The organism is Halomonas sp. BC2 (assembly GCF_002078115.1).
GTDB classification, from domain to species: Bacteria; Pseudomonadota; Gammaproteobacteria; order Pseudomonadales; family Halomonadaceae; genus Vreelandella; species Vreelandella stevensii.
Window position 1 is genome coordinate 169,462 of the sequence record NZ_LFGT01000003.1, and the last position, 19,305, is coordinate 188,766.

Consider the following 19,305-nt stretch of genomic DNA (forward strand, 5'->3'; position numbering starts at 1 on the left):
GGAGGACGTCAACCGCAGATTGTGAGGAAGTGTCAACGAGGCTTGATTAAAACAACTGTTTGAAATACTCTCGTGAGATAACGTCAATCCACATCAACTGTTACGTGAGCATACCTTATGTCATCCAATACCCTTGAAAAACTGCAATCCCGCTTCGACCCCGAAGCAGCCAAAGGCATGAACGAAGTTTTCCAGTTTCATTTTTCCGATGCTGGCAGCCACTATCTCTCGGTTCAGGACGGTAGCCTGGGAGTGCATGAAGGCGAACACGACGACCCTTCGGTGAGCTTGAGCCTGAGCACCGATACCCTCAAGGGCATCATGAGTGGCGACATCAATGGCATGACCGCGTTCATGACCGGCAAGCTCAAGGCGACCGGCAATGTCATGCTGGCCACCAAGCTGACTAGCCTGTTTCCGGGCAGGTAAGCCCTCAGCGCCAGCGGGCCAGGTGCGTTTCGATCAAGTCCCGTGAAATAGAGTAAGGCGGCGGCAGCGCAGGCAGCTGCCGCGGCGAAAACCAGGCAGCATCGCTGATTTCGACCCCGTCGATCATGATCCGCTGAGTGGTCGCTTCCGCAAAATAGCCCAGCATCAGCGAATGCGGGAAAGGCCATGCCTGGCTGTGGTGATAGCGCAGTTGATCCACATGCACCCCCACCTCTTCGAACACTTCTCGGTGCACCGCCTCCTCTGCTGACTCCCCCGGCTCGATGAACCCTGCCAGGGTAGAGTAGCGCCCGGGCGGAAAGCGCGGGCTGCGGGCCAGCAGCATGGCTTCCCCCCGGGTCACCAGCGTGATGATACAGGGTGAAATTCGCGGGTAGTTGCGATGCCCGCACGCATAGCAGTGCATGGCGAATTCGGCTTCCAGCTTGGAGGCTCGCTCACCACAGCGGCTGCAAAAACGGTGGTTTTCCAGCCAGGCACCGACCTGCAAGGCCGTGGCCAGCAGGCTAAACCATGAGGCTGGCAGTTCTGATAGCCACTGGCTCCCCTCTATCCAGCCATCCCCCGGCGCACTTTCGACCTGCAAAGCCACGGGCTCGTCATGCCAGTAGCACAGGGGCTGCATGTGCTCGTCCCAGGGCTGATGGGGCTGAAGCGGAGACAGCTCACCCACCAGCGGTGCCGGTGCTATATGGCTGCGCGCGACGCGAATCACTCGGCCTTCACGCGCATGGTGCGGAATTTCACGTCTAAGCATCGGCCGTACCACTCTCACCGCTTGCCGACAGCCAGCGCAGTTGATGCGCCTGGCACTTTGCCTGATGGGCGGCCTGCTCTTCTGCACTGGGGCGAATCACTCGTAGCTGCCCTGGCGCCAGCGACAGCCGCTGAACCGACAGCCCTTCGTTGGCTTGGCGCTCTTTACGCTGGCCATTGTCACTCTCGGCATCCAGGGTTAACGCCGTTTGCCCACCGGTCATCGCCAGGTAGACATCGGCCAGAATTTCCGCATCCAGCAAGGCCCCGTGAAGCACCCGGTGGCCATTATCGATGTCATATCGCTTGCAAAGCGCATCCAGATTGTTGCGCTGGCCCGGGTGCATTTCGCGGGCCATGACCAGCGTATCGAGGATACGGCAGTGCTCCCTGACCGGCCCCAATACCGGCGACTTGCGCCGCTTGTTGAGCATGTTCAGCTCGTGGTCGATGAAGCCCACGTCGAACGGTGCGTTGTGAATGACCAGCTCGGCCCCGTCGATGAAGGCCCAAAAATCGTCGGCAATCTCAGCAAATACCGGCTCGTTGGCTACTTTGGCATCATCGATGCCATGGACGGCCACCACCTCGGCATCGATATGACGCTCGGGGTTGATGTATTGGTGGTAGGTGCGCCCGGTGAACCGCCGATTGACCATCTCGACGGCGCCGATCTCTACCAGACGGTGGCCATCCTTGGGGTCGATACCTGTCGTTTCGGTATCCAGAATTACCTGGCGCATGGGGTCTTGCTCCTCTGATGCTCATCGATGGCTTCGTTGGCCAGGGCGTCGGCGCGCTCGTTACCGGGGTGGCCACTATGCCCTTTGACCCAGTGCCACTCGACACGATGGCGCTGGGTCTCTTCGTGCAGTGATTTCCAAAGCTCGGCATTCTTCACTGGCTGTTTGGAAGCGGTTTTCCAGCCGCGTTTCATCCAGTTGTGAATCCACTGGGTAATGCCCTGGCGGACGTACTGCGAATCGGTCCACAACGCCACTTCACAGGGCTTGTTGAGCGTGCGCAGCGCCATGATGGCCGCCATCAACTCCATGCGATTGTTGGTGGTGTTCGCCTCGAAGCCTTTCAAGGTCTTCTCATGGGTACCGCTGACCAGCAGCACTCCCCATCCGCCGGGGCCAGGATTGCCACGACACGCCCCATCGGTATACACCGTGACACGGGGCAGCTCACTGGCTGCTTGGTTACTCACGCTCACTATCCTTTTCTATACGTCGTTTTCCAGCGGGTAGCCGGGCGGCTGTGCTGGTGCGTGTGACGCCAAGAGACGACGAAACCGGCGTACGCAAACCAAACTTGACGCGCTGGATGGGGGCATGACGCTGCCGACGCTGCGCCTGAATCATGTAACTCTCACCCAGCGGCATGTTGTGGCGTCGGCCCAGCCGCTCCCAGCGTTCGCGGCAAGTGGTGCTCATGGGGCCACGAAAACAGCAGTAGTCTACGCGCTCCACCTCGAAATCGACAAACGCGAGCCAGTCCCGCAGGCGGTTCACCGTGCGCCACTGGCCTTGCCACGGATATTCGGCCTTGCGCCACCGGCGACTGAGCCCGTTGAGGCCTACCGGGTTGAAGCCAAACAGCACCAGCACACCGTTGTCGGCGGTCACACGGGCGGCTTCCTGCAGCGTATGGTGCGCATCCGGCAAATATTCGAGCCAGTGATGAATCGCCATGACGTCCAGACAGCGGTCCGGGAGCGCCAGCTGTTCCGGGGGGCAAATCAGGGTGGACTCACCCTCTGCGCTCTCTCTGTTCGGCGCCCAGACCACCTGATGGGCAATACTGGACATGGTCATCAATGGCGGGGCCATCCCCATCTCCAGGCTGTGCCCACCTTTTCGACCTTCTACCACCGGCCCCAGGCAGGCGCGCTGGGCTTCCCACAGCGAACGCCCGGCATCCGTTTGCCAATAGGCGCGAGCCTGAGCCAGAGAGCGGGCAAGTCGTGTGACATCCGGCGAATTTGACATGAACGACTCTTGCCTCCACAGTATTGGGCTTTTGAAGGGCGCGCTGCCACATGATGCGGCGCACGGCAATTTTCGAGCAGGTCTGACAAACTCCGAGGGATCTCGCCCATGATGAGCGTGACACCGATACCCGCCTTAAGCGACAACTATATTTGGCTGATAAGACAGGATAACAGTCAAGGCGTTTGCGTGGTGGACCCCGGTGAAGCGCCCCCCGTGATCGATTTCCTCGAGCGAGAATCCCTGACCCTCGATTCGATTTTGATCACGCATCATCATCATGACCACACCGGCGGGCTGGCGGCGCTGAAAGAGCGCTACGCCCCCTTGGTGATTGGTCCCCATAACCCGGATATTCAAGGTATCGACCAGCGTGTCGGCGAGGGCGATCAGGTAAGAGTGTTGGGTCGCGCCTTCGAAGTGATGGAGACCCCCGGCCATACGCTGGATCATATCAGCTACTTTACACCGGGTATTCCCGCCCTTCTGTTCTGTGGCGACACGCTGTTTCATGCTGGCTGCGGCCGTCTTTTCGAAGGCACGCCGGAGCAAATGCTGAACTCACTGCGTCGTCTTGCGGAACTCCCCCAGGAAACACTGGTCTTTGCAGCGCATGAATATACTCAGGCAAATCTGAGCTTTGCACGTGCTGCGGATCCTGACAACGATGCTGTAACACGCGCACAACAGGAGTGCGAGAAGGCCAGGGCGCTAGGCAGGCCCACCTTACCCAGCACGATAGGACGCGAGCTGACGATCAACCCTTACCTGCGTGTCGGCACCGAAAGCGTGCGCTTGGCCGCTGGCATGCAAGGGGCAAATGACGACGAACTCGCTACGTTCACCACTCTGCGCGAGTGGAAGAACCGTTTTTAAGAACGCTATCGAACAGAAACGAATACACTATGACTTATCGAACGCTTCGCCAGCGCTTGTTATTGAGCGCCGGCAGTACGGTTATTATGGGCCTTTTTTTGGCCGCCGCCGCGAATACTCAAGCCTCTGCCACGGACCCTCAGTGGGGCTCCCACGCCAGCAGCGACGACGCCTCCTCTGCGCTGGATAATGCCGAAGATGCCTTGACGGCCCGACCCTCTGCGTTTCAGCACCACTTCTGGGAAGCCCTCGAACTCCAGCCCCAGGACGCCTGGAGCATCCTGCGCTCGAGTTTTCAGTGGCAGGAGAAGCACCTGCCTGCCGATGCCCAGGCCCGGGTAGACGAGTGGATTCAATTCTACAGCGCCAGCCCCCAGAATATCGCCTCGATCACCGAGCGTGCCACGCCCTGGCTTGCCTGGATTGCCCAGCAGGTATCCGAACGAGGCCTGCCCGGTGAAATTGCCCTGATCCCCTTCGTCGAAAGCTCCTTCGACCCCAGCGCCCGCAGCCATATGGGCGCCGCCGGGTTATGGCAGTTCATGCCCGGCACCGGTGATGCACTGGGCCTGGTACGCAACGGCCAGTACGATGGTCGCCTGGACGTGGTGACGTCCACCGACGCCGCGCTCAATTACCTGGAAATGCAGGCCGACGAGTGGTACGAAGGCGACCTGATGCTCTCTCTGGCGGCTTACAACGCAGGCGCAGGCACGGTCAATCGCGCACGCCAGCAGGCCCAGAACCAGGGCCTGGCAGGCCACTACTGGGATCTGGCGCTGCCCAACGAAACCATGCAGTACGTTCCCAAACTGAAGGCCATTGCCACTATCATCGACAACCCCGAACGCTATGGTGTCAGCTTGCCTGACATTCACGCGGAACCGGCCTTTGCCAAGGTACAGCTGGAACAGCCCGTCAGCCTGGCACAGGCCTCTCGCATGCTGGATGTCAGCCAGTCGGCCCTGGCCGAGCTGAACCCGGGCCTGTTGAACGGCAGCATCGATCCCAACAGCGCACAAACGCTGCTGGTACCCGAGGAAGTGGACACCCAGGTGCTGGCACAGCTATCACAATCCAGCGGCAGCTACGTGGCAACGGACTCCCCTTCGGTACACCGCGTTGAACGGGGCGACAATCTTTCCACAATTGCCGCACGCTATAATCTTGATCAGCAAGATTTAATCAGGTGGAATGGGCTGGATCGCCCGGAAGCCCTACAGCCCGGTCAGCTGCTCTCATTATCGGGTGGCTAGGGCGGCCTGAACCCCGTGACCACCCCGGTTTTGCCACTACAGGACGTTACCAATGCCACGCGGTGAGTTGTTGTCGAAAGCAGTTCTACTGGTCGGTGGCCTATTGCTGAGTGCCACGTTATGGGCCTCACCGCCAGGCGAGGGTAGCGCCCCCGTCCCCACGGTGCATGGGCTATCGCTTTACGATAGCCCTGAGCTGCCCGAAGACTTTGCCTACTTCCCCCATGTCAACTCCCAGGCACCCAAGGGCGGTTCCATCACCCATACCGCCGTGGGCGGCAGTTTCGACTCCACCAACCCTTTCATCATTCGCGGCACTCCCGCCACCGGCATCTCACAAATTTACGACACGCTGATGGAGAGCAACCCCAACGAGCCGTTCAGTCTGTATGGCCTGCTGGCCCGTGGCGTGCGCCTGGACCCTGAGCGTGAGTGGATCGAGTTCGATCTGCACGAGCAGGCACGCTTTCAGGATGGGGAGCCGGTCACCGCTTACGACGTAGTCTTCACCTTTGACCTGCTGCGCGAACAGGGCAATCCTTTCTACGCCAGCTACTATGCCGGGGTAGAAAAGGTCACGGCGCTCAGCGAACATCAGGTACGTTTTGAATTCAACGACACTCAGTCCCGCGAGCTGCCGTTGATCGTCGCGCAGATGCCGATCCTGCCGCGCCACTATTGGGAACCCCGTGACTTTACCGCCCCCACCCTGGCGGCCCATCCGGGCTCTGGCCCCTACCGCATCAGCGAGGTCGACCCTGGCCGCCGTATCGTCTACCAGCGCGACGATAATTACTGGGGCAAGGATCTCCCCGTCAATGTCGGGCGCTATAACATCGACCGCATCACCTACGAGTACTATCGGGATCGTGATATCGCCTGGGAGGCTTTCAAGGCGGGCTTGACCGATTTTCGTATCGATGCCCGCGCCGCCACCTGGGCGATTGGCTACGACTTTCCGGCCTATCGCCAGGGGCAGATCAAACGGATTACCGTGCCCGACGTCAATCCCTCGATGATGCAGGCCTTCGTGTTCAACCTGCGGCGCGAGAAATTCCAGGACCCACGGGTACGCGAGGCGCTGAGTCTCACCTTCGATTTCCCGTGGCTAAACACCAATATCTTTTACGATACGTACTACCGCACCGAGAGCTTCTTTCAAAACTCCGAAATGGAAGCCGTCGGCCTGCCTACCGAAGAAGAGCTGGCGCTGCTGGAGCCCTTCCGTGACGAGCTGCTGGCGTCGCATCGATCCGAGCGGCTGTTTACCGACCCGCTGCCCATCGAGCACCCCACCGAGCTACGCGAACGACTCCGGCGTGCACTGACGCTGTTGGAAGACGCCGGATACGTGGTGGAAGATGGCGTATTGATCAACGAGCAGACGGGGCGGCCGCTTAGTCTGGAAGTATTGATGTACGACACCGGCATGGAACGGGTGGTACAGCCCATGCTGCGTAACATGGCGCGCCTGGGTATCCAGACCTCCATGCGCATCGTCGATATCAACCAGTATCTGAACCGCGTGCGCAGCTACGATTACGACATGGTCATCAGCCACTTCCCCCAATCCAACAACCCCGGCAACGAGCAGCGCGACTACTGGACCAGCGCGGCCGCCGAGTCGCCACAGAGCCGTAACCGCATGGCTCTGGCGCATCCGGCCGTGGACTCGCTGGTGGAACAGCTGATTCGCGCCGAGGATCGAGCAACCCTCGATACCATTACCCACGCGCTGGACCGTGTGCTGCGCTGGGGGTTCTATGTGATTCCCCACTACCACTCGGGAGAAACCCGGATTGCCGTGTGGGACAAGTTTGGCTACCCCGATCCAGCACCGGCCTACGCCATGGATCTGGATGCCTGGTGGGTCGACAGTGAGCGTGAAGCGGCGCTGGAGCGGCGCAACCGACGCCGTTAATCGCTGAACGCAGAACAAGACAATGGCTCAACTCTCATTTCATGGGGTGCACCGTGGCACGCTATACACTTCGCCGACTGCTACTGATGATCCCGACACTGTTCGGCATCATGCTGCTGAACTTCGTGATCGTTCAGGCAGCACCGGGAGGGCCTATCGACCAGATGCTGGCCCGTTTCGAAGGGGCCGACGCCATGGCCAGTACGCGCCTGGACATGGGCGGTGCCGACATTCAGGTCAGTGACGACTCCCGTGGCGCCCGCGGTATAGACCCGCGCTTTATCGAACAGCTGGAGCAGCAGTTCGGGTTCGACAAACCCGCCCATGAGCGCTTCATCGGCATGATGGTGGACTATCTGACCTTCGATTTTGGCACCAGCTTCTTCCGCGACCGCCCGGTGATCGAGCTGATGGTCGAGCGCTTGCCGGTCTCCATCTCGCTGGGCCTTTGGACCACCCTGCTGGTCTACCTGATTTCGATTCCGCTGGGCATTCGCAAGGCGCTGCACCACGGTTCTCGATTCGACGTGTGGAGCTCAGGGCTGGTCATTGTCGGCTACGCCATCCCCGGCTTTCTGTTCGCCATCCTGCTGATCGTGCNGTTTGCGGGGGGATCGTATCTGGACTGGTTCCCGCTGAGAGGCCTTACTTCCCCCCGATTTTGCCGACCTCTCCACCTGGGGCAAGATCAAGGACTACTTCTGGCATATCACGCTACCGGTACTGGCCGCCGCCATCGGCAGTTTCGCCACGCTCACCATGCTGACCAAGAACAGCTTCCTGGATGAAATCCACAAGCAGTATGTGTTGACGGCGCGCGCCAAGGGCGCCGACGAGCAGCGTATCCTGTATGGCCACGTGTTCCGTAACGCCATGCTGATCATCATCGCCGGACTACCTTCGGCGATGATCGGCATTTTCTTTACCGGTGCGCTGCTCATCGAGGTGATTTTTTCGCTGGATGGGCTGGGGCTACTGGGTTTCGAGGCCGTCATGCAACGCGACTACCCGGTCATCTTCGGCACCCTGTTCCTGTATACCGTCATCGGGCTGGTGCTCAAGCTGATTTCTGACCTGACCTACGTGTGGGTCGACCCACGTATCGATTTCGCCTCCAGGGAGTCCTGATATGCGCGCCATCTCCTCCCGCCTTTCCCCAATTACCCGGCGACGCTGGGCGGCGTTCAAGGCTAACCGGCGGGCACGCGTCTCGCTGTGGCTGTTTGGCGTACTGTTCATCATCAGCCTGTTCGCGGAGCTGATCGCCAACGACAAACCCATCGTGATGCAGTTCGACGGCCAGTGGTACGTTCCCTTGCTGGTCGACTATCCGGAAACCGAGTTCGGCGGCTTTTTGCCCACCCGTACCGACTATCTCGATCCATTCATTCAACAGCAGATTAGCGACCATGGCTGGGCGCTCTGGCCCATCATCCCCTTTTCGTATCAAACCCTCGACATGCAGATGAGCCGCCCCTCTCCAGCCCCACCCGATGGGCGCCACTGGCTGGGCACCGATGATCAAGGGCGCGATGTCATGGCCCGGGTGATTTATGGCTTTCGTCTCTCGGTGGCTTTCGCGCTGGTGTTGACCACAGGCTCGCTGGTCATCGGGGTCATTGCCGGTGGCCTGCAGGGCTATTTCGGCGGCAAGGTGGATCTCATCGGCCAGCGTTTCACGGAGATATGGTCCGGGCTGCCGGTGCTGTTCCTGCTGATCATTCTGGCCAGCTTCGTGCAGCCGGGCTTCTGGTGGCTACTGGGCATCATGCTGCTGTTTTCCTGGCTGGGCCTGGTGGATATCGTGCGCGCCGAGTTCCTGCGCGCCCGCAACCTGGAGTACGTGCGGGCTGCCAAGGCCATGGGGCTTCCTTCCCGACTCATCATGTGGCGCCATGTCCTGCCCAACGCCATGGTGGCCACGCTTACATTCATTCCGTTCATCTTTACCGGCGCCATCGGCACCTTGACAGCACTCGACTTTCTGGGCTTCGGCTTGCCCCCAGGCGCCCCCTCGCTGGGTGAACTGGCGGCACAGGGCAAGAACAACCTGCATGCGCCCTGGCTCGGTATCACGGCCTTCATGACGCTGGCCATCATGTTGTCACTGCTGGTATTCATCGGTGAAGGCCTGCGGGATGCCTTCGATCCTCGCCACGTCAAGCAAGGCGCCACTGCTGCCGGGGAAGCCGCCCATGTCTGAACTTAGCTCCACCCCTCTGCTGCACCTGAACGACTTCAGCGTGGCGTTCGATGGCCAGGTGGTGGTCGACAAACTGTCGCTGTCGCTGAATGCGGGGGAAACCCTGGCCATCGTCGGAGAGTCTGGCTCGGGCAAGTCGGTCTCCGCGCTGGGCGCCATTGGCTTGCTGCCCAGCAATGCCCAGGTCGTTGGCCAGCGCCTGCTGGAAGGCCGTGACCTGAGCCAGCTGCGTGAGCGGGACTGGAACACGCTGCGGGGCAACCGCGTCGGGTTCATTTTTCAGGAGCCGATGACATCGCTCAACCCGCTGCATCGCATTGGCAAGCAGGTAGGGGAAACTCTGCACCTGCATCAGGGGTTGAGCGGACAAGCGGCCAGGCAGCGGGCGCGAACGCTGCTGGAGCAGGTCAAACTGCCCCGCCCCGACGAGCTGCTGGACGCCTGGCCTCACCAGCTCTCAGGAGGCCAGCGCCAGCGCGTCATGATCGCCATGGCCATCGCCAACAACCCCGCACTGTTGATTGCCGACGAACCCACCACGGCGCTGGACGTCACGGTACAGCAGGAAATTCTGGCGCTACTCAAGGAGCTACGCGATCACCACGGCATGGGGCTGCTGCTGATCAGCCACGACCTCAACCTGGTGCGTCGCCATGCCGATCGTGTCTGCGTGATGTATCGCGGCAAGGTAGAAGAAACCGGGCCCGTCGCACAGGTCTTCGCCAACCCGCAAAGCGACTACACCCGAGCACTTATCGCCGCCGAGCCGGAGGGCCGACCTGCAGCGCCGCTCAGCAGCGCTGCCCTGCTGAGCGCCCGCCAGCTGCGCGTCAGCTTCAAACGTCCCAAGACGCGGCTGTTCCAGCGCCAGCCCCCGGCTTTCGAAGCGCTGAAAGCCACCGATCTGCACATAGCATCCGGTGAGACCCTGGGCATCGTGGGCGAGTCCGGGTCGGGCAAGACCACGCTGGCCTCGGCCATCATGCGGCTGGTGGCCAGCGAGGGAGATGTGAGCCTGGGCGATGCACGGCTGAGCGAGCTGACGGGAGACGCCCTGCGGCGCCAGCGCCATCGGCTGCAGATGGTGTTTCAGGACCCCTACGGCGCGCTTTCTCCGCGCATGCCCGTGTTCGACATCGTCAGCGAAGGGTTGCGCTTTCACTTTCCGCGCCTGAGCGACCACGAGGTCAGCGAGCGCGTCCGCCAGACCCTGACGGAAGTCGGCCTGCCCGAAAGTTGTGCCGACCGTTACCCCCACGAGTTTTCAGGCGGCCAACGCCAGCGTATTGCCGTGGCTCGGGCCATCATCCTGGAGCCCGAGCTGCTGGTCCTCGACGAGCCTACCTCTGCCCTGGACCGCACCGTGCAAAAGCAGCTGGTCACGCTACTGCGAGAACTGCAGGCCAGGCGGCAGCTCAGCTATCTGTTCATCAGCCACGACCTGGCCGTCGTCCGCGCCATGGCACACCGCATCATGGTGTTGAAAGATGGCGAGGTGGTCGAACAGGGGGATTGTCTTGACGTGCTGGCCAACCCTAGCCACCCGTATACCCAAGCGCTTTTGAGTGCCGCTCACCTTTCGTGAGCAGGCTGAAAAGCTGATCACCAAGGGCATTTCTGGCAAAATCCATCGCTGGCGGATAGCGCTCGATCCGAGCCTCTCCGCCAGCGTCTGAAAACATCCAAAGGTGTGGTCATTTTTTCAGGCTAGATAAGATAACGGTATAAATATGGCCCGTTTAAAAGCTGTCGATCTCTTCCTGAGTCAACGCCCGCCACTCGCCCGGTGCCAAATCGTCGGGCAACGCAAGGCTACCGATCGAGTGCCGATGGAGCGCCTCGACGTGGTTGCCCAAGGCAGCAAACATCCGCTTTACCTGATGGTAGCGGCCTTCGGTAATGGTCAGCTCCGCCTGCTGCGGGGTAATGAAACGCAGCGTGGCCGGCTGGGTGGGAGTCTCTTCACCTTCCAGCAGCAGGCCTTCGGCCACGCGCTCGACCGCCTGCTGAGCCGCCTCACCTTCCATGGGCTCGGCCAGCTCGGCGAGATACACCTTGGCACAGCGGTGGCGCGGCGAGGTCACCCGGTGGGACCACTGCCCGTCATCGGTCAATAGCAGCAGTCCGGTGGTGTCCACATCCAAGCGCCCTACCGGCTGAAGGCGTTCTACCTTGGGCTCATCGATGATATCGATGACCCGCGGATACAGACCCCGGCGTGCGGTGCACTCCACGTCCCTGGGCTTGTGCAACATGATATAGCGCAGCCCCACCAGCTCGAGACGCTCGCCATTCAAACGCACCTCGTCCTGGGCCGTGTCGATATGGGTAGCGGCTTGCTTGATGGGCTCGCCATTCAGCGTCACTTCGCCATTTTTCAAGGCGCGCTTGGCGAGGCTGCGGGTCAGCGCAGAGGTTTCACTCAAAAAACGATCAAGGCGCATTATTGGCCCACTCCCGGCAGCAGCGAAAAGCGATCGGCATCTTGCCAGGCAGGAAATTTGTCACGAAAGGCATCCAGTTCCGTCTTGTCGAGCGTTCCGGTGTCGATGAACGCGGTATGGGCAGGATGGTCGATGAGCGGTTCGCCCTTGAAATCGACCAGCATGGAGTCGCCGCTATAGGCCAGCCCCTTGGCGTCTTCGCCCACGCGATTGACGCCTATCACATAGGCGAGGTTTTCCACCGCGCGAGCTTGCAGCAGCGTACGCCACGGATGGCGACGCGGGGCGGGCCAGTTAGCCACGCACAGCACGGCATCATACTCGAAATGCTCGCCTTCTGCTGGCTGCTGGCGCATCCACACCGGAAACCGCAGGTCGTAGCAAACGCTGAGCTGCAGCTTGAATCCCTTGAGTTCGACGATCTGCCGCGCCGACCCCATGCCGTATCGCTGATGCTCTCCCGCCATGCGGAATAGGTGGCGCTTATCGTAGTAGCGCAGCTCGCCGTCGGGCGTCGCCCACATCATGCGATTGTAGTAGTGGCCATCATCCACGATGGCCACGCTGCCGGTCATCACACAGCCCCTGGCCTGCGCCTGCGCTTGCAGCCAGGCCACGCTCTGGCTCTCGGCCATGGGCTGGGCCATCTCGCGTGAGTTCATGGTAAAGCCGGTGGCGAACATTTCGGGCAGCACGATCAAGTCCGTGTCCCGGCTATCCAGGTCGCCCAGCAGTTTGGCCAAATGCGTGTGATTGGCGTGGGGGTCTTCCCAGCGCAAGTCACACTGCACCAGGCTGGTTTTCAGCTGGCTCATGCCATGCCTCCTTTGCATCAATGTCTTGGTCGATTGTGTGCTAGATTAGCATTTTTAGTTAATGAGGCTGCTATGCTTCCCTCTGCACCCAGAGACCCTGAAGCGGTCAAGGGCGTCATGTTCGGTTTGACCGCCTATACCATGTGGGGTTGTTTTCCGCTGTTCTTTGCGCTGTTCGATGGAATACCCGCGTTTGAAATTCTGATCCACCGCATTTTGTGGTCATGCCTGTTCCTGGTCGGGCTGATCAGCGTCCTGCGCCACTGGCCTCCGGTGGTGGCCGCGCTGGTCGAGCCCAGGCGCCTGGGTAGGGTGCTGGCCTGCGCGCTGCTGATCGCGTTCAACTGGGGCATCTACATCTATGCCGTGGAGAGCAAGCAGGTGCTGCAGGCCAGCCTGGGCTACTTTCTCACCCCGCTGGTCAACGTTGCGTTGGGCATGCTGGTGCTCAGGGAAGTCATGGCCCGGCTACAGCTGGTGGCACTTGGTCTCGCCAGCCTGGCGATTGCCGTGCAATTCGTCATGCTGGGGGAGTTGCCGTGGATCAGCCTGCTGCTGGCGCTGAGTTTCGGCAGTTATGGACTCTTTCGCAAGCAGGTGCCGCTGGATGGGCTGTCCGGCCTGTTCGTGGAAACACTGCTGCTCTTCCCGCTGGCACTGATGGCGCTGAGCTGGATGAGCTGGCAAGGCACGTCGCATTTTCTGCACGACGTGCCCATGTCGGCGTTACTGGTGGTCAGCGGTATTCTTACGGCCCTGCCGCTGATGGCGTTTGCCGGGGCCGCACGCCGCTTGCGGCTGGCCACCCTGGGGTTCTTGATGTACATCAACCCCAGCATTCAGTTTTTGATTGCACTGACCGTGTTTGGAGAGCCGCTGGGCCTGATTCAGCTCGTCACGTTTCTGATGATCTGGACAGGCCTGGCGCTCTATTCATGGTCGTCCTGGCAATCACGCCCGCGCCAGGCGGCCGCTTGAGGCCAGCGTGGCAGGCACCTGCTCTGGGGCTTGAGCCTGTGCGGCTTGTTCGGGCTGATAGCCCACACGGAAGCCACCCCAGTGTTTGCCGTGCACATGAATGGGGACCGACAGGTCGTGCATGATCTCGCCCGTGTCGCGCTTGTAGGTTTGCAGTAGCAGCGGCTGCTCATGGGCACCACAGCGGCGACCGGTGGGGTCATCGAAAATGCGCTTGCTGCGGCAATATTTCAGGTCGTGTTGCGGGTCGCCGTTGGGTTCACGGCTCACCGCCGCGTTGTGGGTGGGCACATAGCCATTGCGGTCACAGGCAATCGCGTAGCTCAGGCCGTGACCTGCCAACAGCGGCTCCTGCAGGGCGGGCAGCTGCTGGTCGGTGAAAGCATCGAAGCCGGTATGATAAAGCGGCGGCTGGGTCCCAGGGATCACCGCATAATCCGGATCGAACAACGCGGCCTCCGATAGCTCGCCTCGGCTCAAGGCCTTTTCGAACAGCTTGCCAATCTGGTCGGCAGTTTGACGCGCCACCTTGAATACCTGCTGATGGCGCCCTTCCAGCCGCTGCTGGGCCAACTCTGCATCAACGCTCTCGGCCGCATCCATCAGGGCATGGGCTTGCTGGGCAAGGGCATGCATGTGGCGGTTCCCTTCATCTACATCGTGTTCCAGCTGGTCGAGGCTGTCCGCCACGGTCTGGCTGTGGGCACGTGTACTGTCCATGGCCCCCGCCACGCTGGTGATTTCCTGCTGCACCTGGTCGAACTCCTGGGTAATGGTGGCCAGGCTGCTCCCTACCTGCTGCATCTCCTCAGCCCGTTCACGCACCCGGGTCATCAGCCCGCCCATGGTGCTGACGACACTCTGGCCGCTTTGGTGCATATCCTTGACCAGCCCATCGATACTCTGGGTGGCCGTGGACGTTTTCAACGCCAGGTCGCGCACCTCCCCCGCCACCACCGCAAAGCCTCGGCCATGCTCACCGGCCCTGGCAGCCTCGATAGACGCATTCAGCGACAACAAGTGGGTCTGTTCGGCCACCCCCTCGATCATCGAGGTCACGCTGCGCACCCGTTCGATCTTGTCATTCAGCTCGGTGAGCATATCCAACGCCTGGCCGGAGCGCTCGGCAACATCGCTCATGTCCTGAATGATATCGGCCAGCGCATCATGATTGTCATGACTCGCCCGCTGGGCGCTCTCGGCCAGGGCTGCTACCTGTGTCGCGCTGGCGCTGACTTGCATGATGGCAGCGTTGATGGCGCTCATGCTGGAAGAGGCCTCACTGGCCATGTTTTCTTGTTTGGCGAGACGTTGGGCCATCAGGTCGGCGTAATGGGACACCTCTGCCGAGGCAATGGCAGTACTGCTGGCGCGATGCATCAGGCGATACGCCATGCCACGTAGCGCACCATAGTCCTGAATCGGCCTGATACTGCGGGGCACCGATACCAAACGCTGATGATCGGCACGGTACACGTCGTACAGGGCGGCGGCCACCAGCGCGCCCCCCGCGAAAAGGGCGCTGGCGAGCCCAGCATACGCCCAGAAGCCTCCTCGCCAGGTCATCCCGACGGCAGCACTGATCAATAGCAGCGGTAACAGCCAGCGAAGCAGTCGCATAATGAGTACTCTTTTATTGTTGAGATCGTCGAGTCATGGCGCAATACAGACCGCGTTTACCACTCAGTCAGCTTAACCAGTTCCACAGGTGAAATAAGTAGCACTTTGGGGGGATAGCAAAAGGTAATATTTGGCCCCTGGGCGAGTGAACATGACATTTTTATAACTAAACAGGCTAAACTATGTTCCGTTTTGCAGGTCCCGTTTTTCCTGATATGGCCAACGCTGCGAGAGCTCATGTTGAAGCGCTATTTGCCCATTCTTGCCTGGCTACCCCACTATCATCGGCGCCTGCTGGGGGCCGACCTCATGGCGGGCCTGATCGTGACGGTCATGGTCATTCCCCAGTCGCTGGCATACGCTCTGCTGGCCGGGCTGCCTGCCGTGGTAGGGCTTTACGCCAGTCTACTGCCCCAACTGCTCTACACCCTGCTGGGCACTAGCCGGACCCTGGCGGTGGGCCCTGTGGCCATCATCGCGCTGATGACGGGGGCGGCACTCTCGTCGGTGGCCGCTCCCGGTAGCGCCGAATACCTGCAAGCCGCACTGGTGCTGTCGCTGCTCTCGGGCATGATTCTGCTGGTCATGGGCAGCCTGAAAATGGGGCTTTTCAGCAACTTCCTGAGCCACCCGGTCATCTCTGGCTTCCTGACGGCTTCCGGCATTCTGATTGCGGTCAGCCAGCTGGGCGGCCTATTGGGAATTGCCAGCAGCGGCTTTACGCTCGTCGAACGGCTCATGACGCTGCTGCCCAACCTGCCTGACATCAATCCCTACACAGCAACCATTGGCGTGGGGACGCTGCTGTTTCTGGTGGCGCTGCGCCGCTACGGCAAACGCTCGTTGATCTGGCTAGGCGTGCCTGCATCCCTGGCTGACCTGCTGACCAAGGCAGGCCCGGTATTTGCCGTGCTGATCACGACGCTGGTCACTTGGCACTGGCAGCTGGCCTATCAGGGTGTGGCGGTGGTGGGTACGATTCCCAGCGGCTTGCCCGCGTTCAGCCTGCCCTGGGGGGATGCCTCGCTCTGGCGGGCGCTGTTGATTCCTGCCCTGCTGATCAGTCTGGTGGGGTTTGTGGAGTCGGTCTCCATGGGCCAGATGCTGGCTGCCAAACGCCGCCAGCGTATTTCGCCCAATCAGGAGTTGATCGGCCTGGGTGCCGCCAATCTGGCGGCAGGCTTTACCAGCGGCATGCCGGTCACCGGCGGGCTCTCGCGCACCGTGATCAACTACGATGCCGGGGCACAGACCCCGGCCGCAGGGGCCTTTGCCGCCCTGGGCATTGGGCTGGTGACGCTGGCGTTCACCGGCTGGCTCTATTACCTGCCCATCGCCACCCTGGCGGCCACCATCACGGTCTCCATCCTGACGCTGGTGGACATTCCCATGCTGCGCCAGACCTGGCGCTACTCCCGCAGTGACTTTGCCGCCATGGCGGTCACGATTCTGCTGACCCTGGTCGAAGGCATCGAGGCCGGTATCATTGGCGGCGTCACGCTCTCCATCGCGCTTTTTCTCTATCGCACCAGCCGCCCCCACAGCGCGCTGGTAGGTCGGGTGCCCGACACCGAGCATTTTCGCAATATCGAGCGCCATGATGTCGAAACCGCTCCAAATGCAGCGCTGCTGCGCATCGATGAGAGCCTCTACTTCGCCAACGCCCGCTACCTCGAAGATACCGTCTACAACCTGGTGGCCAGCCGACCCGAGCTGGAACACGTGGTACTGATCTGTTCAGCCGTCAATTTGATCGACGCCTCTGCCCTGGAAAGTCTGGATGCCATCAACGCACGGCTGAAGGATTCCGATGTGAAGCTGCACCTTGCCGAGGTCAAGGGGCCGGTCATGGACCAACTGAAAAAGAGCGACTTTCTCGAAGAACTGTCTGGCCGGGTATTTTTGAGCACCTATGCTGCCTGGCGTGAATTCTCCCAATAGCCCAATCTTTCAAGCCATTGAAAATCAATTGAAAAGCCGAGCCATTGCTCGGCTTTTTGCGTTTAGCAATCGGCTTTTTTGGCTGCAGAACCATTACGGCTCTTCGGTACGCATACTGCCCGGTGACAACGGCGTTTCCCGCATGACGCCCCTGAAACAAGGGCGTGTCGACCTGTGCGCCTGCGGTATCGCCAGCTACTACGGCACCGGTGGCGGCTCCAGCCTGCGGCTGGATCATGATCGCCTGGTCAACAATCTTGGCCCACGACTCAAGGAGGTCGCTGCCCGCATCAAGCAGGAACTCGCCCCCAAATATGGGGCTTCACGTTAATCCCGTTGCCGGCGACCTTTCATTAACGCTCGTTTGAATGCATCATGGAGCATTAATCGCCTTGTCGACACATAGGGAGCAAGGATGCCAAACGAGTGGGTCACGCAACACGATGATCACATAGCGCTGCACGGGGAATGGACGCTTCGCCACTATTCGGCCTTGAGAGACACGCTGAATCGACAGCGAGAGGTCTCTGAAGCGTCTATCCAGCTGCCCGGCTTCGACAAACTGGACACGGCGGGCGCCGCGCTGGTCATCGAGCTGGTAGGCGTTGACAACGCCAAGCAGGTAAATGAGTGGGCCAGCGAGCTACCGGACGCGCAGCAAGCTCTGCTGATGCGTCTGGCCGAGGCCATGGCATCCCCGCTGGAAAATGACCAACCGCGCGCCTCTCGCGTCAGCGAAGCGCTGGCTTCCATCGGTCAGCAGATGAGCGGTTTGTGGTCTCAGCAGCGTCAACTGCTGGGGTTCATCGGTCTGGTACTGGCGGCCTTCGTCCCACTATTGTTTCGGCCTAGCCGTTGGCGCATCACCGCTACGGTGGCCCATGTGCAGCAAAGTGGCCTGAATGCCGTGCCCATCGTGGCCCTATTGACCTTCATGGTGGGGGCCGTGGTGGCATTTCTCGGGGCCACGGTGCTGGAAGACTTTGGGGCCACGGTGTACACCATCGACCTGGTGGCGTTTTCCTTCCTGCGCGAATTCGGCGTGCTGCTGGCGGCCATTCTGCTGGCGGGGCGTACCGCCAGCGCCTTCACGGCGCAGTTGGGGGCCATGAAATCCAACGAGGAGATCGATGCCCTCAAAACCCAGGGGCTGGACCCCATCGAGCTGCTGGTGCTGCCCCGGGTCATGGCCATGCTGATCAGCCTGCCCCTGCTGGCCTTCGTCGGCATGCTCAGTGGCCTGGTCGGTGGCGCCATGGTCGCCACCCTCTCGCTGGATATCTCCCTGACCCAATTCATGAACACGCTCCAGAACGATGTTTCGGTGACGCATTTTCTGGTGGGCATGAGCAAGGCCCCGGTGTTTGCTTTCGTGATTGCCGTGATTGGCTGCCTGGAAGGCTTCAAGGTCAGCGGCAGTGCCCAGTCCGTGGGTACCCATACGACCTCCAGCGTCGTACAATCCATTTTCATGGTGATTCTACTGGACGCCCTGGCGGCACTCTTTTTCATGGAGATGGGATGGTAAAGGAACACCACAAGACACCCGATGCCAGCGACGACCACGCGGCCATCACCGTCGAGGGGCTGGTCAACCGCTTTGGAAGCCACGTGGTCCATGAAGACCTCGACCTGACGCTGCAGCGCGGTGAAATTCTCGGCGTGGTCGGCGGGTCGGGCACCGGCAAATCCGTACTGCTACGCAGTATCGTCGGTCTCAAGAAGCCCGATGGAGGTCACATCGACGTGCTAGGCAACCGGCTCGACGAGCTGAGCGATGCCGAGCGCAGCCAGGTCGAACGGCGGTTTGGCGTGCTTTTCCAGCGTGGCGCCCTGTTCAGCTCGTTGACGCTACAGGAAAACGTCGCGCTCCCCCTCATCGAGCACGCTAAACTGTCCCGAGAAGAAGCCGAGTACCTGGCGCGCATCAAGCTGGCGCTGGTCGGCCTGCCCCCGCAGGCGGCGCGACAGTTCCCCGAGTCGCTGTCGGGGGGCATGGTCAAGCGCGCCGCGCTGGCTCGCGCCCTGGCCCTGGACCCTGACATTCTGTT

At 60.9% G+C, this 19,305-nt stretch carries 17 protein-coding genes and 3 pseudogenes; 13 read left to right on the forward strand and 7 right to left on the reverse strand.

The genetic code is table 11. The features are described 5' to 3' along the window. Nucleotides 1-117: 117 nt before the first annotated feature. A complete protein-coding gene (locus B7L71_RS02275; protein WP_081135717.1) occupies nt 118-429 on the forward strand; it encodes an SCP2 sterol-binding domain-containing protein in 312 nt (103 codons plus the stop codon). Between the two features lie 4 nt (nt 430-433). On the opposite strand, the gene nudC is transcribed toward B7L71_RS02275, so the two are convergent. From nudC to B7L71_RS02295, 4 genes are read right to left on the reverse strand one after another with little or no spacing between them, the layout of a single operon-like run. Further along, a complete protein-coding gene (nudC, locus tag B7L71_RS02280) occupies nt 434-1,207 on the reverse strand; it encodes an NAD(+) diphosphatase (protein WP_081135720.1) in 774 nt (257 codons plus the stop codon). Beyond that, nucleotides 1,200-1,949, reverse strand: coding sequence for a DNA polymerase III subunit epsilon (gene dnaQ, locus B7L71_RS02285; protein ID WP_081135722.1), 750 nt, complete (start codon nt 1,947-1,949; stop codon nt 1,200-1,202). Before dnaQ ends, nudC begins: the two co-directional genes overlap by 8 nt. Continuing rightward, complete coding sequence (rnhA, locus tag B7L71_RS02290; protein WP_016913886.1) at nt 1,937-2,419, reverse strand: ribonuclease HI; 483 nt, start codon at nt 2,417-2,419, stop codon at nt 1,937-1,939. The genes dnaQ and rnhA overlap by 13 nt, the downstream gene beginning before the upstream one ends. After that, nucleotides 2,412-3,200 (reverse strand): class I SAM-dependent methyltransferase, encoded by a 789-nt coding sequence (locus B7L71_RS02295; RefSeq protein WP_081135725.1) that lies wholly within the window; start codon nt 3,198-3,200, stop codon nt 2,412-2,414. Before B7L71_RS02295 ends, rnhA begins: the two co-directional genes overlap by 8 nt. Before the next feature lie 108 nt (nt 3,201-3,308). Between B7L71_RS02295 and gloB the strand changes: the two genes are divergently transcribed. The 7 genes and pseudogenes from gloB (at nt 3,309) to B7L71_RS02325 (ending at nt 11,041) form a co-directional block, all read left to right on the forward strand. Continuing rightward, on the forward strand, nt 3,309-4,076 hold the full coding sequence (gene gloB, locus B7L71_RS02300; protein WP_081135726.1) for a hydroxyacylglutathione hydrolase: 768 nt from the start codon (nt 3,309-3,311) through the stop codon (nt 4,074-4,076). 29 nt (nt 4,077-4,105) lie between these two features. Further along, on the forward strand, nt 4,106-5,332 hold the full coding sequence (locus B7L71_RS02305; protein WP_081135729.1) for a transglycosylase SLT domain-containing protein: 1,227 nt from the start codon (nt 4,106-4,108) through the stop codon (nt 5,330-5,332). 52 nt (nt 5,333-5,384) lie between these two features. Then, complete coding sequence (locus B7L71_RS02310; protein WP_081135732.1) at nt 5,385-7,253, forward strand: extracellular solute-binding protein; 1,869 nt, start codon at nt 5,385-5,387, stop codon at nt 7,251-7,253. A 53-nt stretch (nt 7,254-7,306) separates the two neighbouring features. After that, nucleotides 7,307-7,853: pseudogene (locus B7L71_RS17525) on the forward strand (microcin ABC transporter permease); the annotation flags it as partial. Between the two features lies 1 nt (nt 7,854). After that, nucleotides 7,855-8,381: pseudogene (locus B7L71_RS17530) on the forward strand (ABC transporter permease subunit); the annotation flags it as partial. Nucleotide 8,382: 1 nt separating this feature from the next. Continuing rightward, nucleotides 8,383-9,456, forward strand: coding sequence for an ABC transporter permease (locus tag B7L71_RS02320; protein WP_081135734.1), 1,074 nt, complete (start codon nt 8,383-8,385; stop codon nt 9,454-9,456). Further along, a complete protein-coding gene (locus B7L71_RS02325; RefSeq protein ID WP_081135737.1) occupies nt 9,449-11,041 on the forward strand; it encodes an ABC transporter ATP-binding protein in 1,593 nt (530 codons plus the stop codon). Before B7L71_RS02320 ends, B7L71_RS02325 begins: the two co-directional genes overlap by 8 nt. Before the next feature lie 154 nt (nt 11,042-11,195). On the opposite strand, the gene B7L71_RS02330 is transcribed toward B7L71_RS02325, so the two are convergent. Together B7L71_RS02330 and B7L71_RS02335 are read right to left on the reverse strand one after the other, a co-directional pair. Continuing rightward, nucleotides 11,196-11,900 (reverse strand): pseudouridine synthase, encoded by a 705-nt coding sequence (locus tag B7L71_RS02330; RefSeq protein ID WP_081135740.1) that lies wholly within the window; start codon nt 11,898-11,900, stop codon nt 11,196-11,198. After that, nucleotides 11,900-12,715, reverse strand: coding sequence for an amidohydrolase (locus B7L71_RS02335; RefSeq protein WP_081135742.1), 816 nt, complete (start codon nt 12,713-12,715; stop codon nt 11,900-11,902). The genes B7L71_RS02330 and B7L71_RS02335 overlap by 1 nt, the downstream gene beginning before the upstream one ends. 72 nt (nt 12,716-12,787) lie before the next feature. Here B7L71_RS02335 and rarD point away from each other — a divergent pair, with 72 nt between their 5' ends. After that, nucleotides 12,788-13,693 carry an EamA family transporter RarD gene (gene rarD, locus B7L71_RS02340; protein ID WP_081135744.1) on the forward strand — a complete coding sequence of 302 codons (906 nt, stop codon included), beginning with the start codon at nt 12,788-12,790 and terminating at the stop codon, nt 13,691-13,693. Here the strand turns inward: rarD and B7L71_RS02345 are convergent. Next, nucleotides 13,667-15,313: a methyl-accepting chemotaxis protein gene (locus B7L71_RS02345; RefSeq protein WP_081135746.1), complete on the reverse strand. Its 1,647-nt coding sequence runs from the start codon at nt 15,311-15,313 to the stop codon at nt 13,667-13,669. The genes rarD and B7L71_RS02345 overlap by 27 nt on opposite strands. A 237-nt stretch (nt 15,314-15,550) precedes the next feature. Here B7L71_RS02345 and B7L71_RS02350 point away from each other — a divergent pair, with 237 nt between their 5' ends. The 4 genes and pseudogenes from B7L71_RS02350 to B7L71_RS02365 form a co-directional block, all read left to right on the forward strand. Continuing rightward, nucleotides 15,551-17,254, forward strand: coding sequence for a SulP family inorganic anion transporter (locus B7L71_RS02350; RefSeq protein ID WP_081135749.1), 1,704 nt, complete (start codon nt 15,551-15,553; stop codon nt 17,252-17,254). 82 nt (nt 17,255-17,336) lie between these two features. Continuing rightward, nucleotides 17,337-17,468, forward strand: a pseudogene (locus B7L71_RS17950) (TAXI family TRAP transporter solute-binding subunit); the annotation flags it as partial. Between the two features lie 201 nt (nt 17,469-17,669). Continuing rightward, nucleotides 17,670-18,782, forward strand: coding sequence for an MlaE family ABC transporter permease (locus tag B7L71_RS02360; protein ID WP_081135754.1), 1,113 nt, complete (start codon nt 17,670-17,672; stop codon nt 18,780-18,782). Continuing rightward, nucleotides 18,776-19,305: ABC transporter ATP-binding protein (locus B7L71_RS02365; RefSeq protein WP_249273155.1), on the forward strand; the 530-nt coding region annotated here is incomplete at its 3' end. The genes B7L71_RS02360 and B7L71_RS02365, both read left to right, overlap by 7 nt.